Below are 19,267 nucleotides of genomic sequence, written 5' to 3'. Positions count from 1 at the left end.
CGCATCAGCGCTTGCCGCGCTTCTTGCTCAGCTCGATCGTCTCGAACAGCTCGTACTGCGCGGTCGGCTGGTGATCCGCGCCCGGCGCGTGGTAATAGCGCATCGTGATCGTCGTGTGGCCGCCCGGCTCGCCCGGATCGTGGTCGAACACGGCGATCCCGTAGCCCGTGCCCGTATCGCGACGGGCGGACCAGATCGCATCCTCGAGCGCATCGGCCGGCTTGCGCACGAACGTGTTCGGCGCGGTGCCGGGCACCGGCCGATTCGGCTTCGTGAAGACCTTGGCCTGCGCAAAGCCGGTCGCCGGGTTCTCGCCGTATACGTCGAGCGGCGCACTGGTGCCGCCACCGCCGAGAATCAGGTGGATCGTGCCGTGGCTCGTGTCGAACGTCGTGCTGTTCGGGTCGGTCGACCCGACCGGACGCGGCTGCAGTGTCTCGACGACTTCGCCGGTCGACGCATCGACGCCCGCGCGGTGATTGCAGCCGCGCACCGGATAGCTGCGCTCGTAATCGTGATCGTGACCGCACAGCACGAGGTCGACGCCGTAGCGGTCGAACAGCGGCAGCCATGCCTCGCGGATACCCTTGTCCGAGCCGTTGCCAGTCTTCGACGAGCTAAGCGCGTCCTGGTGCATCTGCACGACGATCCAGTCGATGTCGTCATCGTGCGACGCGTGGCGCAGCGTGTGCTCGAGCCAGCGCGTCTGCTCGCCGTTGCTGTAGCCGCGCACGTAGAACGAGGTGCCCGGTTCGATCGGCGCATGGCCGGTGCTCGCGGCCGGCACGAGCGGATTCGGGCCGCCGACGAATGCGGCCGCATCCTGGTACACGACGTCGTCGGCGTCGAGCGAGATGAACAGCACCGAGCTCACACGGAAGCTGTACCAGCGGCCCGGAAAGCGCGTGCCGTTCTCCGGGAGCGTGTAACGCGCGAGATACGAGTCGAGCCCCTGCGGGCCGTTGTTGAATTCGATCTCGTGATTGCCGGGGCATGGCATCCACGGGCGGTTCGCGGCCGACGTCTGGTTGTTGTTGCCGAAGTCGCGCCAGACCTCCGGTTGATGGCCGGGGTTCAGGTTCGCGTAGCAGAGGTCGCCGTTCAGCAGGTGGAACAGCGGCTGGAACTGCTCGACGGCCTGCACCGCGAAGCGGCTTTGCGGCGACGACAGCACCCATGCGCCGTTCGGCGTCGCGAGGTCGCCGTAGCTCGTGAAGCGGAACGGCGCGCGCCCGCGCGGCGCGGTCGTGAAGGTCGCGGCAAACGGCTGCGCGGCGTTGCTGTCGTTGTCGGCCGTCAGTTCGTAGCGGTAGCGCGTGTTCGGCTTCAGGCCGTGCACGCGCGCGTGGTACGTGAACACGGTTTCGCCGTTCAGGCCGTCGGTGTAGAGGCGCTGCACGCCGTGCACGGTGCGTGCCGGTTCGCCGTCGGCGACGATCCGTGCGCGCGGATTGACGGCGGGCGCGAGCGACGCCCACGAGATCGCGACTTCCGACGTCGGGTCGCTGCCCCACGTCAGGTGCACCTGCTCGGGCGTGCCGTCCGGATTCGACGCGGCGGCGCGGGCGGCCGCGAGCCCGCCCGCGGCGGTGGCGAGGCCGGAGACGCCGGCCAGTTTCAGGAAGCCGCGACGCGATACGGAAGCGGCCGGCTCGTTCGACTCGGCGGGGAGGTTTTCCTGGTTCGACATGATCGTATTTTCGTTGGATGGCACGCGAGATGCGGAACCGCCCGCCGTGCGCGAGCGCGTCGGGGGCGTGGGCCGGAAACGAGCGGGATCCCGGTGATACGCATTGTCGTCGCGCAGTTTTGCCGGGTTGTGACAGACGGTAATCAACGGCCGGCCCCGCGCGTCGATGAATGTGCGCGCGTTGCCGGCGCGGCAGACATTTATTTGCGTGTATCGCGACGGATTTCTCCGCATGCGTCGTTTAACGAACGAACGGCCACTTCCGGCCGGGGAACGATGCTTCGGAGTCTTGCATGAAACTTTCCATTTCATTACGGTTCGCCGCCGGTTGCGTGGCTGCACTGGCGGCGTCCGCCGCATTCGCGCAGGCCGTCATCGTCGCACCGGTCGCACCACCGCCGCCGCGCGTCGAAGTGATGCCGGCGCCGCGCGCGGGCTACGTATGGGATCAGGGCCACTGGCACTGGCGGCACGGCCGCTACGTGTGGATTCCAGGCCATTGGCAAGTGATGCGTGCCGGTTACCGCTGGGTGCCCGGACACTGGGCCGCGCGCGGCCCGAACTGGCGCTGGGTGCCGGGCCACTGGGCGTGACGCGCAGGGTGTCGCGCGGCGCGCAGTGTCCGTGCGGCAAGACTTCCACACAACCTCATCAGTCGAGCCATGCGTTTTCGAACCATCGTGATCCTGACAGCCGCAGCCGTGGTGCTCGCCGGCTGCGTCGTGGTGCCGGCGCGTCCGGTGTATTACCGGCCCGCGCCGGTCGTCGTATATTGATCGCGCCGGCCGGTGGGCGATCGACAGGATCGATATGCCGTTCGAACCCGATGTCGACGAAATCGATCGGACCGATTCCCGGCGCGGCGCACCACGCGTCGCCGATGCGCCGCGCCGATGCATGCAACGGGAGCACGACGATGAGCTTCAGTCGGACAACGGGAGCAACCGCAGGCAGCATGCGGCGTTCGCACCGCGCATTGCGGAGCGGCCCGCGTTGAGCGGCGCCGATCCGGACGCGGAACTCGTCGCGCGGGTTGGCGCGCGCGACGCGTCGGCCGTGCGTGTGCTGGTCGCACGCAAGCTGCCGCGCTTGCTCGCGCTCGCGACGCGCATGCTCGGCGACCGGACTGAAGCCGAGGACGTTGCGCAGGAAACCTTCCTGCGGATCTGGAGTCATGCGCCGCGCTGGCGCGATGGCGAAGCGCGCTTCGACACGTGGCTGCATCGCGTCGTGCTGAACCTGTGCTACGACCGCTTGCGCGGGCGGCGCGAGGAGCCGGTCGACGCGTTGCCCGACGTGCCGGACCCGCAACCCGAGCCGGCCGTGCACGCAGAGTTGCGCTCACGCGACGCGCGCGTGCGCGAGGCGCTCGCCGCGTTGCCGCCGAGGCAGCGGGAAGCGCTCGTGCTCCAGTACTATCAGGACATGTCGAACGTTGAAGCGGCCAACCTGATGGGCATCACCGTCGATGCGCTGGAAAGCCTGCTCGCGCGCGCAAGGCGCAACCTGCGCGCGCAACTGGCCGGCGACCCACCTAGCGAGGACAAGCGATGACACCCGAACGATTCCGTACCATCGTCGCCGCGTACGGCTCGGACGCGCGGCGCTGGCCGCAAGACGAACGCGCGGCGGCCGAAGCATGGGCGCAAGCGCATCCGCGCGACGCGCTGGAGGCGCTCGACGCCGCCGCCGAGCTTGATGCCTGGCTCATGCAGGACAGGGTCGCGCCGCCGGCGCCGGCGCTCGTCGAGCGCATCGTCGCGTCGGCGCCGGCGGCGCAACGTGCGCGGCGCCGGGGCAAGGTGTGGTGGTCGGGCGCGGCGTTCGCGGGTGTCGGCCTGGCCGGCGCGCTGGCGGGCGCGGTGGCCGTGTCGATGCTGATGTTCGGCAGCGCGCCGATCGCGCAACACGAACCTGGCTACCTGACGACGACGTTCGGCGGCCCGAGCATCGACGGAGGCGACGAATGAGCGAACGCGGCTGGAAAATCGTGCTCATCGTGTCGGTCGTGCTGAATGTGTTCATGCTCGGTGCGATTGGCGGCGGCGCGTATCAGTGGTTCGCGACGCACCGTGATCTGCATGGCGCGGGGATGCCCGGACAGCGCACGGCGCTGCGGTTCGCGGCGGACGGATTGTCCGATGCGCGTCAGCGGGCGTTCGCGGCGGCGCTGAAGGCGGCACGCAAGGACGGTCGGGATTTCGCGCGCGAAGGGCGTGACGGGCGGATCACGGTGCTCGATCTGCTGGCCGCGCCGCAGCTCGATCGCGCGGCGATCGATGCGGCGCTCGACCGGACGCGCGCGGCCGATAGTGCGTTGCGAGCGCAAGTCGAGCGCAGTGTCGTCGATTTCGCGGCGACGCTGACGCCGGACGAACGCGCGAAGTTCGTCGACGGGTTGCGGCGCAGCGGGAACTGGCGGTTGCCGGCGAGATTGCAGAAGCAGCAGGGGCCGGCGGCAGACCAGTAAGCCATCGGTCGTCCAGTGACGGCGCACAATGACCGTTCACGCCGATACCTGTTCGGCGACCGAGAGGAACTCACCGTAACGCGAGGCCGTAACATCGAGAACCGCGACGAGGACGAATCATGGATCGAAGCGAAGACTTTATCGTGCGCACCATGTCGGCCAGTGAAGTGGCCATGTCGGTCGAATGGGCCGCCGCGGAAGGATGGAATCCCGGCTGGCACGACGCGCACTGTTTCAGGAAAGCAGACCCGGCCGGCTTTTTCGTCGGCCTCTGGCGCGGCGAGCCGGTCGCTTGTCTCGCGGCGGTCGCTTACGACGAACACTTCGGCTTCATCGGTCTCTACATCGTGAAACCGGAGTTTCGCGGCAAGGGCCTCGGCATGCGCATCTGGCAGCACGGCATGCGTTACCTTGGAGAACGAAACATCGGCCTGGACGGTGTCGTCGCGCAGCAGGCGAATTACGGGAAGTCGGGGTTCCGGCTCGCGTATCGCAACATCCGCTATGAGGGGCGCGTGAGCGGCATCGGGTGCGCGCACGTGGCGGAAGCGGCCGATGTGCCGTTCGAGCAGTTGCTCGCCTACGACCGCCAGTGTTTCCCGGTGGCGCGCGAGCGTTTCGTCTCCGTCTGGATCGCGCAGCCGGACGCCGTTGCGCTCGCGACGATCGACGCGAGCCGTGTTGCCGGATACGGTGTCGTGCGCCGCTGCCGAGCGGGCTGCAAGATCGGCCCGCTCTTTGCCGACGATGCCGACGTCGCCACGGGGCTGTTCCGCGCGCTGGCGTCGCGCATGCCAGGCGAGGCGATCGTGCTCGACGTGCCGGAAACCAACCTCGCGGCCGTCGCGCTGGCGGAACGTCACGGCATGTCGAGCGTGTTCGAGACCGCGCGGATGTATACGAAGGAAGCGCCGGCGATTGCTATCGACCGCGTGTTCGGGGTGACGTCGTTCGAACTGGGGTGACGGTCGCGAGCATGGCCGGCCGGGAACGGACGCCGGATTCGCCTGTGCGTGCACCGACACCGACGTAGCATCATCTCCGGGCTACTTGTCGAACCAGTATTCGAATTCGGTACGGTTCTGGTTGAATGCTTTGGCGTCGGACACCGTTTCCGCGCGCACGATGCCGCGGATGCCACGGAACTTGCCGGTCCCGCCGGTGATATCCAGTTCCGTGAGGTTCTTCAGCCGGTTGCCGTTCGGCAGCTTGTGGTTGAGGAAATAGCCGCGCGCGAAAATCCTGTCGCCGTTCTCCATTCGGTATTCCACGTAGCTGCGACCGAGCCCGTTCAGGTCGGTCAAATCGCTGGTAGCGCGGATGACGGCTTCCTTCAGGACGACGCCTTCGATGGTCTGATCCTTGCCACCGTAGCTGCGGACCAGTTCGTATAGCCGTAACTGGTGACCGGGGACGTCGCCAACGTCGAGGACGTGTTGCTGCGTGTACTGGTTTCCACTCGCTGGCGCATCGAATCCGACTGCGTGCTTCTCCTGAGCAACGGCGATCGTCGACACGAACAGCATGCAGCACAGCGCCGCGGACGTTCGGGGTTTCATGGCACCCTCCCAGCGGTAGACCTGTTCATCACGTGCGAAAGTCGTCGGGCCGGCAGCAAGTACGCACGGCCCAACGTCTTGCATGCGGACCAGCGCTCGGATTTCCTGCCGCAGCGCGGCATCGCGCGTACATCCTCACGCGTCATCACGTCACGCACGCAGCGCATCCCGCGTGCCCCTGGAATTGTGGCAAGGGCGCGGGCCGCCATCAATGCTCCTTTTGCCTATCGGCCGGCGGTGGGCAATGATCCGACGATCGAGCGATGCAAGCGAACGCTCGACGCCAGCTGAAAGCTGCGTGCAAGAGGCGACGGATTCGACGCCTGCGAGCCGAACGCAAAATATTTCGCCGCCTCGCGACGGATTTCCCGCCGGCCCCCGTTAAACACGGGTACGCATCGCGAGAGCCCCGTCATGGACCATCCGAACGACATCACACCGGCTGCCATCGCGCTGAACCGTTTCGGTCTCGGCGCGCGGGCCGACGAAGCGCCGCCTGTCGATCCGAAAGCCGCGCTCGTCGCCCAGTTCGATCGTTACGACGCACGGCCGGCCGCATGGGCCGGCGAACCTGACGCGGTCACGCTTGCCACGCGCTTCGCGACGGCCCGCAACGCGATGCCGAGCGACGACGCGCAGGCGCGGCGCGCGACCGCGCAGTCGATTCGCCGCGACGGCTACGACGCGTATCGCAGCGCGGTCGCCGCACGGCTGAACAGCGCGCTCACCGCGCCTGCGCCGTTCGTCGAGCGTCTCGTGCATTTCTGGGCGAATCATTTTGCGGTGTCGGTCGACAAGGGGCAGGTCGCCGCGTATGCGGGCGCATTCGAGCGCGATGCGATCCGCCCGCACGTGCTCGGCCGCTTCGAGGACATGCTCGTCGCCGTCGAGCAGCATCCCGCGATGCAGCTGTTCCTCGACCAGGCGCGCTCGGTCGGTCCCGACAGCCCGGCCGCGCTGCGCGCCGACGCCCGCAATCCGGCGGCGCGACGCGGCCTCAACGAAAACCTCGCGCGCGAAATCATGGAGCTGCATACGCTCGGTGTGCGGACAGGCTATACGCAAGCCGACGTGACGGAATTCGCGCGCGCGCTGACCGGATGGAGCATCGCCGGCGGACGCGGGCCGCAGCCAGGCGATGCGGCGCCCGGCGCGTTCGTGTTCCGTCCGAATCTGCATGAGCCGGGCGAGCGCACGGTGATGGGCCGCACGTACGACCAGCCGGGCGAAGCGCAGGCGCGCGCGGTCCTGCGCGACCTGGCGCGTTCGCCGGCGACGGCCCGGCATGTCGCATTCCAGCTCGCCCGCCATTTCATCGCCGACAATCCGCCGCCCGCGCTCACCGACCGGCTCGCCCGTGCATTCGAGATGAGCGACGGCGACTTGCCGACCGTCTATCGCGCGCTGCTCGACGCGCCCGACGCATGGTCGCCGGTCAATCGCAAGTTCAAGACACCGTGGGAGTGGGCCGTGTCGTCGCTGCGCGGGCTGGGTTGGCGCGACGTGGGCGACCTGAAGGCCGCGCCGCTGCTCGCACAGCTCGGCCAGCCGGTATGGCGGCCCGGGTCGCCGGCCGGTTACGACGACGTCGCCGCGAGCTGGGCCGCGCCCGACGCGCTGGTGCGCCGCGTCGAGATCGCGCAGCGCCTCGCCGCGCGCACGGGCGACCGGCTCGATCCGCGCACGCTCGGCAATACGCTGCTGGCGGGCTCGCTGAGTGCACCGACGGCGACCGCGCTGTCGCGTGCCGAGAGCGCGACCACGTCGCTCGCGCTGCTGCTGGTGTCGCCCGATTTCCAACGGAGATGAACATGGTCCAATCCTTGACTCGCCGGCATTTCCTGAGCGTCGCCGCCGCCGGTGCGGGTGCGATCCTCGTCGCGCCGCGCATCGTGTTCGCGAACGTCGAAACCGACCGGCGCTTCGTGTTCGTGATCCAGCGCGGCGCGGCCGACGGGCTGAACATCGTCGTCCCGTATGCGGAACCGGCGTATGCGTCGCTGCGCGGCCCGCTGGCGATCGACGCCGCGGCGGCAACGCGCATCGACGGCACGTTTGCGCTTCATCCGTCGCTCGTGCAGATCGCGCGGATGTTTCGAGACAGGCAGGCGCTGTTCGTCCACGCGATCGCGTCGCCGTATCGCGACCGCTCGCATTTCGACGGCCAGAACGTGCTGGAGACGGGCGGGCGCGCGCCGTACCAGGTAAAGGACGGCTGGCTGAACCGGCTCGCCGCGATGTTGCCGGCGACGCGCGATCGTGCAATTGCGTTCGCGCCGACGGTGCCGCTCGCGTTGCGCGGCAGCGTGCAGGCCGCGTCGTATGCGGCGTCCGGTCTGCCGGCCGCGCCGGACGACCTGCTCGCGCGCGTATCGGCGCTTTACGAGGCCGACGCGCAGCTCGGGCCGCTGTGGCAGTCGGCGATGGCCGCGCGCGGCCTCGCCGGTGATGCGCATGCGCGCCAGGATCCGGCGGGCGTCGGCAAGCTCGCGGCGACGTTTCTCGCGCGCGACGACGGCCCGCGGATCGCGATGATCGAGACGGGCGGCTGGGACACGCACAGCGCGCAGAACGCGCGGCTCGCGAATCAGCTGAAGGCACTCGACACGATGCTCGCCGCATTGCGCGACGGACTCGGGCCGGTGTGGCAGCAGACCACGGTGCTGGTCGCGACCGAGTTCGGCCGCACGGCCGCCGCGAACGGCACGGATGGCACCGATCACGGGCAGGCGTCGGTCGCGATGCTGGCGGGCGGGGCGGTCGCGGGCGGGCGCGTGATTGCCGACTGGCCCGGCTTGCGGCCGGGCGACCTGTACGAAGGGCGCGACCTGAAGCCGACCGCGTCGCTCGATGCGCTGATCGCGGGCGCGGCCGCCGAAAGCCTGCGGCTCGATCCCGGCCATGCCGCGGCCACGCTGTTCGCGGACAGCGGCGCGACGCGTCCGATGACAGGCCTCGTTCACGGAACCGCGAGACGCGTGGCATGCGCGCGCGTGCCGCCGCCAGCCGATTGCACATGACACAACAGGGAGAATCGACGATGAAGATCCGATCCGTATCGCTTGCCGTGTTGGCGACGGCGAGTGCCGCGCTGATGTCCGCGTGCGTGGTGGAGCCGGCGCGGCCGCCGCAGCCCGCGCCGGTCGCCGAAGTGGCGCCGCCGCCGCCCGCGCCGGGCTATCGCTGGGCGAAAGGCCATTACCGCTGGGCCGGCAATCACTGGGCGTGGGTACCCGGGCATTGGGTGGCCGTGTATTGAAGTTGAATCGCGCAAACGGCGTGCCGCTCACCACCCGATCCGATGCTTCTCCTCGGTTTCGCTGTGTCGCCAGTCGTCGTCCGCATGCAGATACTGGCTCGTCGTTGTCAGCGACACGTGCCCGAGGTTGTCGCGCACGAGCCGCAGGTCGACGCGGCCGTCGGCCATGTGCGAGCCCGCACTGTGACGCAGCCAGTGCGCGGATGCCTGTTCGAGCACGCGCGCCTGTTCTTCACCCGCATGCCCTTGCGCGCGCAACCGCTCCGCCGCGAACCGGAATACCTGCTTCACGATCCGGTGCAGCGCGGCGCGCGTGAGCGGCTTGCGCGTGCGACCGACCGGCAGCACGAGCGGCGTCGTTTCGCCGTCGGCGGGCTGCGCGGGCAGGCCATGCGCGCGCCGGTAGCGTGCAAGCTCGGCCATCATCTCGGCGGTGGCCGGCACGAGCCGCTGTCGCCCGCCTTTGCCGGTCACGTCGAGCCACCAGCGATCGCGCCCGTTCGCATCGCGCCGTGAAAAGAACTGCCCCATCGTCGTCTCGGCTGCTTCGGTGATGCGCAGGCCGCCGAGATACAGCAGCGTGAACACCCAGCGCGCGCGATCCGCATGGAAGGCGGCGCGCGCGTCGTCGCGCGGCATTGCGGCGATCGCATCCTTGACCGCCTGCCACAGCGGCGGCCCGAGATGGCGTGTGACGCGCGGCGCGGGCCGCCGTTGCCGCTGCCGCGACAGCGCGAGCGGATTGCCGGCCAGGTAGCCGGCCTGCACGAGCCACGAGAACATCACGTTCAGGATCACCATCGCCTGCCGCTGGCTGGCCGCGGACAGCGGCCCGTAGAACGGCCGCCAGCGCGGGTCGCCGCGCGCATGCTTGCGGCCGCCGTTCGCGCACCACAGGTCGGCCGGTGTGGGCGCGAGCAGGAATTGCCGGTAGACGACGAGATCCTCGTGCGTGAGCGACGACAGCGGCTTGCCGCACGCGATCACGGCCCACAGCAACAGACGTTCGGCCTCCTTGCGGTAGTTCTGGAACGTGGTGGGCGTATCGATGAAGCGCGCAAGCCACGCGCGCACGGCGTCGAGATCATGCGTCGCGGCGATCTGGGGATGCGCGCTGGTCGAGCGGTTGGTGCCCGCGCGTCCGTCGAGCGCGGCCGGCACGGTCAGCGTATCGATCGGCTGCGGCCGCAGCGCGGCGCCGGACGGAACGGGTGAGGTCATGCGATGGGAGCGCGCCCGAAGCGTACGAGGAAGCGCCGATGGTAATACACGATCGCCATGCGGTGAAGCCGCCATCCATTGCGATCGTCTGGCCGGTGACGAAGCGCGACGCGAACGAGCGCGACCACGTCACCCCAGCGACAACACGCTGTTCAGCAACGTCCGAACGAGCGTCGCCTGCCGCGTGACGCCCGTCTTCGAAAAGATCGCGCGCAGATGCGAGCGCGCGGTGTTCTTGCTGATGTCGAGTTCGTCGGCGGCTTCCTCGAGCGTCGCCCCGTTGACGAGCGCGAGCGCCAGCGCGGTCTCGGCCGGCGTGAGGTCGAACAGCTTGCGCACGATGTCGTGCGACGCCTGCGACTTGCGCTCGCCGTCGCGGATGAAGATCGCGCACGCGGGCCGGCGCGGATTGTCCTCCGACCATTCGCTGAGCGGGACCGTGCGGATCAGCACGCCGAGCGGCGGTTTGCCGGATGGGCGCGGCACCGCGATCGCCTGCGCGACCGTCGGCGCGCCGCCCGCGCGTTCCGCGAGCACCTGCCGGATCAGTTTCTGCAGTTTGCGGTCTTCGAGCGGATACGACGCTTCCAGCGCGCCGCCGCGCACGCGCAGGCCGTCGCATTCGGCGAAGATCTCGTCCGCGACGGAGTTGGTCTTCATGATCGTGCCCCGCTCGTCGAGGATCGCGGTCGCGACCAGCATGCGGTCGATCGTGCTCGCGTACAGCATGCGCTCCGATTCGACCATCCCGAACTTCGCATGCAGGCGCACCGCGCGCTTCAGGTGCGGCAGCAATGCGTTGCAGATGGCCTTGTCGGTGACGGAGAACGCGCGGCCGTGATGCGAGCGGCACACGCGGAACCGACATTCGATCCCGTCGGGCGTGCGCAAATCGGCGCCCATCAGGTGGCCGACGTCGAACGGCTCGAGAAACTCGCGATACATCGCGCTGCTGCGCCACACGCCGACGCCGAGCAGCTCGTCGACGGTGACGACGCGATCGCTGGGCAGGTTCACGAACGGATCGAGCGCGTAATAGTAGTTGTTGTACGACGCGACGCCCGGCAGCGGCGCGCCGTGTGCGGACGCATTGATCATCAGGCCCGCGTGACCGCTGGCGGGCCAGCGCAGGATCATCGTCACGTAGTTCGCGTCCAGGTGCACGCGGATCCGTTCGAGGGCACCGCCCCATGGCACGTCTTCCAGCGGGCCTTCGTAGATGGCCGCGACGAGCGCATCGAACTGCTCGAGCGTCACGCTCGATCGGGCAAGGCACGGGGAAAGGGCCGTGGGCGCCGTGGTCATCGGGGTTGTCTCCTGTTGCAGCCGCCGGGTCGCGGTGCGCCGGGCATGCTGGTGCGTGCGCGCGGACCGCCGGCGGCGGCGCGCAGCGGCCTGCACCGGAATACGGTAGCGTGCCGACGCATGCGCGACATCCCACGAATGAGGGTGGCGGCACGCCCGATGTAAGCAATTTGTGAACTTCCCCGAAACGCTGTTCGTCTAATCGGCCCGTCAATGCTTCCCGAGGAACACCAGATGATTCGCAAGACCAGAACGCTGCTCGGCACGGCCGTGATCGTCGGCAGCACGTTGCTCGCCGGATGCCAGACCGACGCGGCCGCAACGAACGACACGAACGCCACGAGCGAGCGCGCCGCTCGTCCGGCCGATGGCCGGCCGGTGGCCAGGACGGTTTATGTCGCGCCGCAGGCGGCGCGCTGCACGGGCGTCGCGTCGATGGAGTGCCTGCAGGTGCGCGGCAGCCCGGCCGAGCCGTGGCGCCTGTGGTACGCGGGCATCGAAGGCTTTGCGTACCAGCCGGGCTATCAATACGTGCTGGAAGTCGACGAATATCGTGTCGCGCAGCCGCCGGCCGACGGGTCGTCGATCCGCTGGGTGCTCAAGCGTGTCGTCGAGCGCCGCCAGGTGAACTGACGGCGCGCGCGCCCGCGGCGTCGCTTACGCGGACGGCCGCGGCGCGACCGGCCTCGGCCGGACGGCGGTGTCGATCCGCCGGAACACGATGGACGACAGCAGCGTGACCGAGCCCATGCAGACGAACGACAGCACGAAGCCTTTCGCCATCGAGCCCCAATACGCGGCGAACAGGTTCACCAGCCCGCCGCCGATCGACACGCCGAGCCCCATCGCCAGCATCTGCATCATCGTAAACAGGCTGTTGCCGCTGCCGGCGTCGGCGTGCGAGAGCCCCTTCAGCGTCACGGCGTTCATCGCGGCGAACTGCATCGAGTTCGCGGCGCCGAATACGATCAGCAACGCAATCTCCAACGCCGGCGCGGGCCGTGCCGAAACCAGCGCGAACCCCGCGATCGCGCAGCCGACTATCCCCGTGTTCACGACCAGGAACGTCGCATAGCCGAAGCGTTTCGCGAGCGGCGCGATCCAGCGCTTCGCGATCACGCCGGCGATCGCGGCCGGCAGCATCATCATCCCCGACTGCAGCGGCGTATAACCGAGCTGCACCTGCATCAGCAGCGGCAGCATGAACGGCACCGCGCTCGTGCCGATGCGGCACAGCAGGTTGCCGAGCAGCCCCGAACCGAAGTTCGGCTCGCGGAACAACCCGAGCCGGAACAGCGGCTGCGCGCGGCGCCGTGCATGGGGCAGGTACGCGAGCGCGCTTGCGATGCCCAGCACGGCGAGCCCGATCGCCCAGCCGGTGCGGTGCGCGGGCATAGGCGGATCGATCGCGAGCGACAGCGCGATCATCGCCACCGACAGCAGCGCGCAGCCGACGAAGTCGAACGGCGGCGGCTGCATCGCCTGATCGTGCGGCAGGAAGCGCTGCACCGCGATGAAACCCACCACGCCGACCGGCACATTGACGATGAACACCCAGTGCCAGGAAATCGCCTGCGTGAGCCAGCCACCGAGCGTTGGCCCGACGATCGGGCCGAGCTGCCCGGCGATCGACACGAAAGCGATCGCCGCGACGTACCGTTCGCCCGGCACGCGGCGCAACACCGCGAGGCGCCCGATCGGCAGCAGCATCGAGCCGCCGATACCCTGCACGGCGCGCGCGACGACGAGCTGGCCGAGCGTGTGCGACGCCGCGCAGCCGATCGACGCGAGCGAGAACACCAGGATCGCGAGCGAGAACACGCGGCGCGTGCCGAACCGGTCGGCGAGCCAGCCGGACGCCGGCGTGAGCATCGCCATCGTCAGCGTGTAGACGACCACGACCGGCTGCATCGCGAGCGGCGACGCATGCAGGCTTTGCGCGATCGACGGCAGCGCGGTATTGACGATCGTCGTGTCGAGCGACTGCATGAAGAACGCGGCGGCGACGATCCACAGCAGCGCGGAGTGTGAGGGTTCGCGGGACATGACGAAACGGGAAGTGCGGCGACCGGCGCGGTGGCGACGTGACGGGCGACATGGCCCGGCAGGCTCGCGCCGGCGCACGGCCGGTCTACAAGCGTTCGATGGTACCGATTCCGGCGGCCATCGGGAAGCTGCCTGTGGGCATTTGCCGTCATCGAAACTGCCGATGACGGTGCGGGGGCTCGATCCCGTCCGGCGCGTTACCGACACCGCCCGTTCCAGCGGCATCCGGCCCGGTTCCCGCTGGTCTGATCGCGCGGCATGCGCGCCGCGCGTGGCCGCGTCACGCCGCGCGTTTCTGCGAAATCACCAGCAGCGCGCCGTTCCGGTCCTCCAGCACCGCGCGGTATTCGTGCGGCCCGGCCTGCACCGGCACGCGCACCGACGCACCAGCCTTCACGACCCGCGCCATCGCCGCGTAAAGGTCGTCGTCCTCGTCCACGCGCAGCGTGAGCGCCGCGCGTTCGACGATCTGCTCGTCGCCGGCCACCAGCGCGATCGTCAGCGGGCCGCCGTCGAGTGCGCAATAGCGGTCGCCGTCGCGGAACTTCACGTTCAGGCCCAGCCCGTCGACGAACAGCGGCAAGGCCGTGTCGATGTCCTCGACCGGGTACAGCAGCATCGATACCTTCATTCCCTCTCTCCCTCGTCGTGATGTGTACGGCCCGCACCGCGCCGTCGTTCGATGCTAGCGCGCGGTGCCGGCCGCGACGCAGTCTGTTCGGATGACGGTGAAACCCCTCTGTCCCCGCGTGCACGCCGTTACTCCAAACAGACGATGCCCGGGCACGCCCGCGCGCCGACACTCCCATCCGTGGACCGTCGCTATTCGTCCGTATCGTGCGGGCGGCTGCACGACCCCGACTCGTCCAACATACATGGAGACGCACGCAATGAAGTTTTCCCTCATCTACGAAGCCCAGACCACCGACGCATCGCGCGAGGGCGACCATCGGGTGTTCAAGGAGACGGTCGAGCAGGCGCTGCTGGCCGAGCAGGTCGGTTTCGACACGATCTGGTGCGTGGAGCACACGTCGCTGACCAACTATGCGCACATGAGCGCGCCGGAAACCTTCCTTGCGTACCTGGCCGGCCGCACGACGCGCATCGGCCTCGGTCACGGCGTCGTGTGCCTGCCGCCGGCAATGAACCATCCGATCAAGGTCGCCGAGCGCGTCGCGCTGCTCGACATCCTGTCGGGCGGCCGCGTGCATTTCGGCGTCGGCAAGGGCGGCAGCCAGCAGGAAGCGGGCGCGTTCGGCTACGACCTCAACGAACTGCAGCCGATGATCGACGAGTCGATGTACCTGGTGCCGAAGATGTTCGTGCAGGACGAGATCGAGCACGACGGCAAGTACATCAAGATTCCGAAGCGTCCGATCCACCCGAAGCCGTTCCAGGATCCGCATCCGCCGATGTACCTCGCCTGCACGAACACCGATGCGCTGCTGCGTGCCGGCCAGCGCGGGATGGGCGCGCTGGTGCTCGGCTTCGGTGGCCCCGACGAAGTCGCGAAGAAGAACGCGATCTACCGCGACGCATGGGCGAACCGCAAGCCGGAGGACCAGGTCGGCTACCGCCCGACCCAGCACCTCGCGGCGCTGTGCCCGACGGTCGTGATGGCCGACGGCCAGAAGGCCCGCAAGATCGGCATCCGCGGCCAGCGCTACTTCATGGAATCGCTCGCGTACTGGTACACGGGCGGCGAGCGTCCGGACCCGGCGAAGTGGGGCGACGACCTCGTGCAGGCGGACACCGGCGAAATGGTGATCCGTTCGCGCTTCGCGTCGGAGGAAGTTGTCGTGAACTTCGCCGATCCGGCGCTCGCGATGATGAACCCGAACCATGCGTACGGCACGGTGGACGACTGCATCGGCTACGTGGGCCGCCTGCAGGAAGCGGGCGTCGACGAAGTGCTGTTCCTCTGCCAGATGGGCACGGTGCCGCACGACGCGCAGATGGAGACGATCCGCAACATCGGCGAGCACGTGATCCCGTTCTTCAACAAGGAGAAGGAGCGCGCCTGCGCATAAGGCGGGCCGGGCGCGCCGCGCCCGTCGTCCCTTCGGACGATGCGGCGCGGCCGCGCGAGCCCGACCATCGTCGGCAGGAGCCCTCGCTCGCGGCGCCGGCCGCGACGAACCACTTGGAGAGAGACCGGGGTGAGCGCAGCCGCGCGCGCCCCGTATCACAGGAGACATTCGTGCACCGCGACAACGATTCGAACGCACTGGCCGCCACCCTGATCGCCCGGGCCGAGGCGCTGGCGCCGACGCTTGCCGGCCGCGCCGCGCAGGCGGACGCGCAGGGCCGCATCCCGGCCGAGACAATCGCCGACATGCAGGCCGCCGGCTTCTTCAAGGTGCTGCAGCCGAAGCGCTACGGCGGCTACGAGCTCGATCCGCAGGCCTTCTTCGACATCCAGATGGCGCTCGCGCGCGGCTGCATGTCGACGGCATGGGTGTACGGCGTCGTCGGCGTGCACAACTGGCAGCTCGCGCTGTTCGACGAACGCGCGCAGCAGGACGTATGGGGCAAGGACCCCGCGACGCTGATCGCGTCGACCTACATGCCGGTCGGTCGCGTGACGCCGGTCGAAGGCGGCTTCCGGCTGGCAGGCCACTGGAAGTTCTCGAGCGGCAGCGAACTGTGCGACTGGGTGTTCCTCGGCGCGCTGGTGCCGGCAGCCGTTGCCGGCCAGCCGCCGGAATACCGCACGTTCCTGCTGCCGAAATCCGATTACCGGATCCAGCAGGACTGGGACGTGCTCGGCCTGCGCGCGACCGGTAGCCACGACATCGTCGTCGACGACGTATTCGTGCCCGCGTACCGCACGCACAAGGCGCTCGACGGGATGATGGGCACGAGCCCGGGCCTGGCCGTCAACGACGCGCCGCTGTTCAAGCTGCCGTTCGCCCAGATCTTCGTGCGCGCGGTGTGCACGTCGTGCATCGGCGCGCTGCAGGGCGCGCTCGACGATTTCACCGGCTATGCCGCCACGCGCGTGTCGGCCAACAGCGGCGCGAAGACGACCGACGATCCGGGGGCGCAGAACGCGTGTGCGAACGCGGCCGTCGCGATCGACGAGATGAAGGTGCTGCTCAAGCGCAATTTCGCGGAACTGATGGCGTCGGTGACGGGCGGCCCGGCCGTGTCGATCGAGCGCCGCGTGCATTTCCGCTATCAGTCCGCGCAGGTCGCCGAGCGCTGCGCGCAGGCTGCGAACGCGCTGCTGCGCTACGCGGGCGGCAACGGCATCTATCACCGCAATCCGCTGGTGCGACGCTTCCTCGATCTGCACGCGGCCCGCGCGCACTACGCGAACAACGTGGACCGTTTCGGCCAGAACCTCGGCGCCGTGATGCTCGGCCGCGAGAACACCGACTACTTCATCTGACGAGGCCGCGATGAACGACACGCAAGCGCAGCAATACGTGTTCGACGTCGTGGTCGTCGGCTCGGGCGCGGGCGCGCTGCTCGCGGCATGCCGCGCGGCCGACCGCGGGCTGTCCGTCGTCGTGATCGAGAAGACGGCGCTGTACGGCGGCACGTCGGCGGTCTCCGGCGGCGGCATCTGGATACCGTGCAATCACCATATCGCGGAACTCGGCGCGACCGATACGCGCGAGGCCGCGCGCCGCTATCTCGACGCCTGCACGGCCGGCGCATCGTCACGCGAGCGGCTCGACGCGTATCTCGACCAGGCGCCCGAGATGTTGCGTTACCTCGAAACGAAGACGCCGGTGCGCTACCAGGCGCTGCCGAAGTACGCGGACTATTTCCAGAAGCTGCCGGGCGCGATGCCGGGCTATCGCGCGCTCGATCCGCTGCCGTTCGACGGTGCGCTGCTCGGCGACGAGCTCGACCGGCTGCGTCCGCCGTCGCCCGGCACGCTGATCGGCGGTCGCGTGGCCGTGACGTCGAAGGAGGCGCACACGCTGTTCTCGCGCGGGCCGGGCTTCATGAAGCTCGCGATCGCGCAGTTCGGCCGCTACTGGCTCGATTTCGGCGTGCGCCGCCGCACGCGGCGCGACCGGCGCCTGACGCTCGGCAACGCGTTGATCGGCGGGCTGCGCCGCGCGCTGCTCGAGCGCAACGTGCCCGTCTGGCTCGACACGCCGATGCGCGACCTGCTCGACATGGACGGCCGCGTGACGGGCGTGCGCGCGCAGCGCTTCGGGCAGCCGGTGACGATCGTCGCGCGGCGCGGCGTGATCCTCGGCGCGGGCGGTTTCGAGCGCAACCAGCCGATGCGCGAACGCTATCTGCCGCACCCGACGCAGATGCGATGGAGCGCGACGCCGCCGGCCAACACCGGCGACGCGATCGCCGAAGGCCATCGGCTCGGCGGTGCGCTCGCGCTGATGGAACACGTATGGGGCGCGCCGACGGTCGGCGTCGCGGGCGAGGAGAAGCAGCGCGCGCTGTTCGTCGAGCGCAACCTGCCGGGCTGCGTGATCGTCAACGGACTCGGCCGGCGCTTCGTCAACGAAGCCGCGCCGTATTCCGAATTTGTGCCGGCGATGTACCGCGACCATGCACGCACCGGCGCGTGCGTGCCGGCGTGGATGGTGTTCGACGCGCGCTTTCGCCGCAAGTATCCGTGCGGGCCGATCATGCCGGCGTCGATGATGCCCGACTCGCGCATTCCCGATGCATTTCGCGACGTGCTCGTGAAGGCCGACACGATCGATGCGCTCGCCGCACGCATCGGTGTCGATGCGGCGGGGCTGCACGACACGCTGCGCGACATGGCGCGTTACGCGGCAACCGGTATCGACGAAGCGTTCGGCAAGGGCGACAACCTGTTCGACACGTACTACGGCGATCCGACGAACCAGCCGAACCCGTGCCTCGGGCCGCTCGACGAGGCCCCATTCTACGCAGTGCGAATCGATGCGGGCGACATCGGCACGAAGGGCGGCCTCGTCACCGACGCGCACGCGCGCGTGCTGCGCGCCGACGGCGCGCCGATCGACGGCCTGTATGCGATCGGCAACACCAGTGCATCGGTGATGGGCGCGAGCTACCCCGGCGCGGGCTCGACGCTTGGTCCGGCGATGACCTTCGGGTTCATCGCCGCCGACCACCTGGCCGCGCAGGCGGCCGACGCCGGCGGCCGGTCGGACCGGCCGTCCACGACTGAACTTGACGGAGTCCAATGATGAGCGATCTCACTACCCATCCGCTGCGCACCGACATGTTGCTCGCGATGCGCCGTCTCGCGCGCTCCGTCACGGTCATCAGCAGCGCGCACGACGGCCGGCGCTACTCGATGTCCGCGACGGCGGTCGATTCGCTGTCGACCGATCCGCCTTCGCTGCTGATCTGCATCAACCGCAATGCGTCGCTGTATCCGCCGCTCGATGCGGGCGCGCCGTTCTGCGTGAACGTGCTGTCGGCGCGCCACGAAGGCATCGCGATCGACTGCAGCGGCCGCCTGAAGGGCGAAGCGCGCTTCACGACCGGCGAGTGGCGCACGTCGCCGCTGGGCGTCCCGTATCTGAACGATTCGCAGGCGAGCCTCGTGTGCGAGCAGGACGGCCGTTTCGAATACGGCACGCATACGGTGTTCATCGGGCGAATCCGCGAAGTGCTGATGAGCGGCGACGTCGATCCGCTCGTCTATCTCGACGGTGCGTATACGACGCCTGGCGCGCCCGCGAGCCGCGCGGCCGCGTGATTGCGGTGCGTGTTTCATCGCGTCGGAAAGGAACCAC

General features: G+C 69.0%; 19 protein-coding genes. 13 read left to right on the top strand and 6 right to left on the bottom strand.

Annotation, left to right across the window (positions count from 1 at the left end; translation table 11 throughout):
- Positions 1–4: 4 nt before the first annotated feature.
- Entirely contained in the window at positions 5–1,690 is a 1,686-nt protein-coding gene (locus WI26_RS21460) for a purple acid phosphatase family protein (protein ID WP_059508934.1), read from the bottom strand.
- A 293-nt stretch (positions 1,691–1,983) separates the two neighbouring features.
- Here WI26_RS21460 and WI26_RS21455 point away from each other — a divergent pair, with 293 nt between their 5' ends.
- The 5 genes from WI26_RS21455 (at position 1,984) to WI26_RS21435 (ending at position 5,125) form a co-directional block, all read left to right on the top strand.
- Positions 1,984–2,283, top strand: a complete 300-nt coding sequence (locus WI26_RS21455; RefSeq protein ID WP_059464750.1) for a YXWGXW repeat-containing protein — start codon at positions 1,984–1,986, stop codon at positions 2,281–2,283.
- A 217-nt stretch (positions 2,284–2,500) separates the two neighbouring features.
- Entirely contained in the window at positions 2,501–3,244 is a 744-nt protein-coding gene (locus WI26_RS21450) for an RNA polymerase sigma factor (protein WP_081065896.1), read from the top strand.
- Positions 3,241–3,660, top strand: a complete 420-nt coding sequence (locus tag WI26_RS21445) for a hypothetical protein (protein ID WP_069227117.1) — start codon at positions 3,241–3,243, stop codon at positions 3,658–3,660. Before WI26_RS21450 ends, WI26_RS21445 begins: the two co-directional genes overlap by 4 nt.
- Positions 3,657–4,160, top strand: a complete 504-nt coding sequence (locus tag WI26_RS21440) for a periplasmic heavy metal sensor (RefSeq protein WP_069227116.1) — start codon at positions 3,657–3,659, stop codon at positions 4,158–4,160. Before WI26_RS21445 ends, WI26_RS21440 begins: the two co-directional genes overlap by 4 nt.
- Positions 4,161–4,279: 119 nt before the next feature.
- Positions 4,280–5,125 carry a GNAT family N-acetyltransferase gene (locus WI26_RS21435; protein ID WP_069227115.1) on the top strand — a complete coding sequence of 282 codons (846 nt, stop codon included), beginning with the start codon at positions 4,280–4,282 and terminating at the stop codon, positions 5,123–5,125.
- Positions 5,126–5,206: 81 nt separating this feature from the next.
- Here the strand turns inward: WI26_RS21435 and WI26_RS21430 are convergent, their stop codons facing one another.
- Positions 5,207–5,803 (bottom strand): dirigent protein, encoded by a 597-nt coding sequence (locus WI26_RS21430; RefSeq protein ID WP_167359257.1) that lies wholly within the window; start codon positions 5,801–5,803, stop codon positions 5,207–5,209.
- Positions 5,804–6,133: 330 nt separating this feature from the next.
- On the opposite strand from WI26_RS21430, the gene WI26_RS21425 reads away from it, so the two are divergent.
- The 3 genes from WI26_RS21425 to WI26_RS21415 are packed head-to-tail and all read left to right on the top strand — an operon-like array spanning position 6,134 to position 8,978.
- Positions 6,134–7,528, top strand: coding sequence for a DUF1800 domain-containing protein (locus WI26_RS21425; protein WP_069227113.1), 1,395 nt, complete (start codon positions 6,134–6,136; stop codon positions 7,526–7,528).
- A 2-nt stretch (positions 7,529–7,530) separates the two neighbouring features.
- Complete coding sequence (locus WI26_RS21420; RefSeq protein WP_069227112.1) at positions 7,531–8,739, top strand: DUF1501 domain-containing protein; 1,209 nt, start codon at positions 7,531–7,533, stop codon at positions 8,737–8,739.
- Between the two features lie 20 nt (positions 8,740–8,759).
- Positions 8,760–8,978: a YXWGXW repeat-containing protein gene (locus WI26_RS21415; RefSeq protein ID WP_059464756.1), complete on the top strand. Its 219-nt coding sequence runs from the start codon at positions 8,760–8,762 to the stop codon at positions 8,976–8,978.
- A gap of 27 nt (positions 8,979–9,005) precedes the next feature.
- Here WI26_RS21415 and WI26_RS21410 read toward each other — a convergent pair whose 3' ends face one another.
- A complete protein-coding gene (locus WI26_RS21410) occupies positions 9,006–10,199 on the bottom strand; it encodes a tyrosine-type recombinase/integrase (protein WP_069227111.1) in 1,194 nt (397 codons plus the stop codon).
- A 129-nt stretch (positions 10,200–10,328) separates the two neighbouring features.
- On the bottom strand, positions 10,329–11,504 hold the full coding sequence (locus WI26_RS21405; RefSeq protein WP_069227110.1) for a helix-turn-helix transcriptional regulator: 1,176 nt from the start codon (positions 11,502–11,504) through the stop codon (positions 10,329–10,331).
- A 234-nt stretch (positions 11,505–11,738) separates the two neighbouring features.
- On the opposite strand from WI26_RS21405, the gene WI26_RS21400 reads away from it, so the two are divergent.
- Entirely contained in the window at positions 11,739–12,137 is a 399-nt protein-coding gene (locus WI26_RS21400) for a DUF4377 domain-containing protein (RefSeq protein WP_069227817.1), read from the top strand.
- A 24-nt stretch (positions 12,138–12,161) separates the two neighbouring features.
- Here WI26_RS21400 and WI26_RS21395 read toward each other — a convergent pair whose 3' ends face one another.
- Together WI26_RS21395 and WI26_RS21390 are read right to left on the bottom strand one after the other, a co-directional pair.
- Positions 12,162–13,550, bottom strand: coding sequence for a DHA2 family efflux MFS transporter permease subunit (locus WI26_RS21395; protein ID WP_059594925.1), 1,389 nt, complete (start codon positions 13,548–13,550; stop codon positions 12,162–12,164).
- Positions 13,551–13,830: 280 nt separating this feature from the next.
- A complete protein-coding gene (locus tag WI26_RS21390; RefSeq protein WP_069227109.1) occupies positions 13,831–14,181 on the bottom strand; it encodes a VOC family protein in 351 nt (116 codons plus the stop codon).
- Between the two features lie 259 nt (positions 14,182–14,440).
- Here WI26_RS21390 and WI26_RS21385 point away from each other — a divergent pair, with 259 nt between their 5' ends.
- From WI26_RS21385 to WI26_RS21370, 4 genes are all read left to right on the top strand, one after another.
- Positions 14,441–15,580: an LLM class flavin-dependent oxidoreductase gene (locus tag WI26_RS21385; protein WP_059509088.1), complete on the top strand. Its 1,140-nt coding sequence runs from the start codon at positions 14,441–14,443 to the stop codon at positions 15,578–15,580.
- 170 nt (positions 15,581–15,750) lie between these two features.
- A complete protein-coding gene (locus tag WI26_RS21380) occupies positions 15,751–16,944 on the top strand; it encodes an acyl-CoA dehydrogenase family protein (protein WP_069227108.1) in 1,194 nt (397 codons plus the stop codon).
- Between the two features lie 10 nt (positions 16,945–16,954).
- A complete protein-coding gene (locus tag WI26_RS21375; RefSeq protein ID WP_069227107.1) occupies positions 16,955–18,712 on the top strand; it encodes an FAD-dependent oxidoreductase in 1,758 nt (585 codons plus the stop codon).
- A complete protein-coding gene (locus tag WI26_RS21370; protein WP_081334371.1) occupies positions 18,712–19,230 on the top strand; it encodes a flavin reductase family protein in 519 nt (172 codons plus the stop codon). The genes WI26_RS21375 and WI26_RS21370 overlap by 1 nt, the downstream gene beginning before the upstream one ends.
- Positions 19,231–19,267 lie beyond the last annotated feature (37 nt).

The sequence above is a fragment of the Burkholderia diffusa genome (assembly GCF_001718315.1).
Taxonomy (GTDB): Bacteria; Pseudomonadota; Gammaproteobacteria; order Burkholderiales; family Burkholderiaceae; genus Burkholderia; species Burkholderia diffusa_B.
Note: the sequence above shows the minus strand (reverse complement) of the source record. Positions and strands in the feature narration are given on the sequence as shown.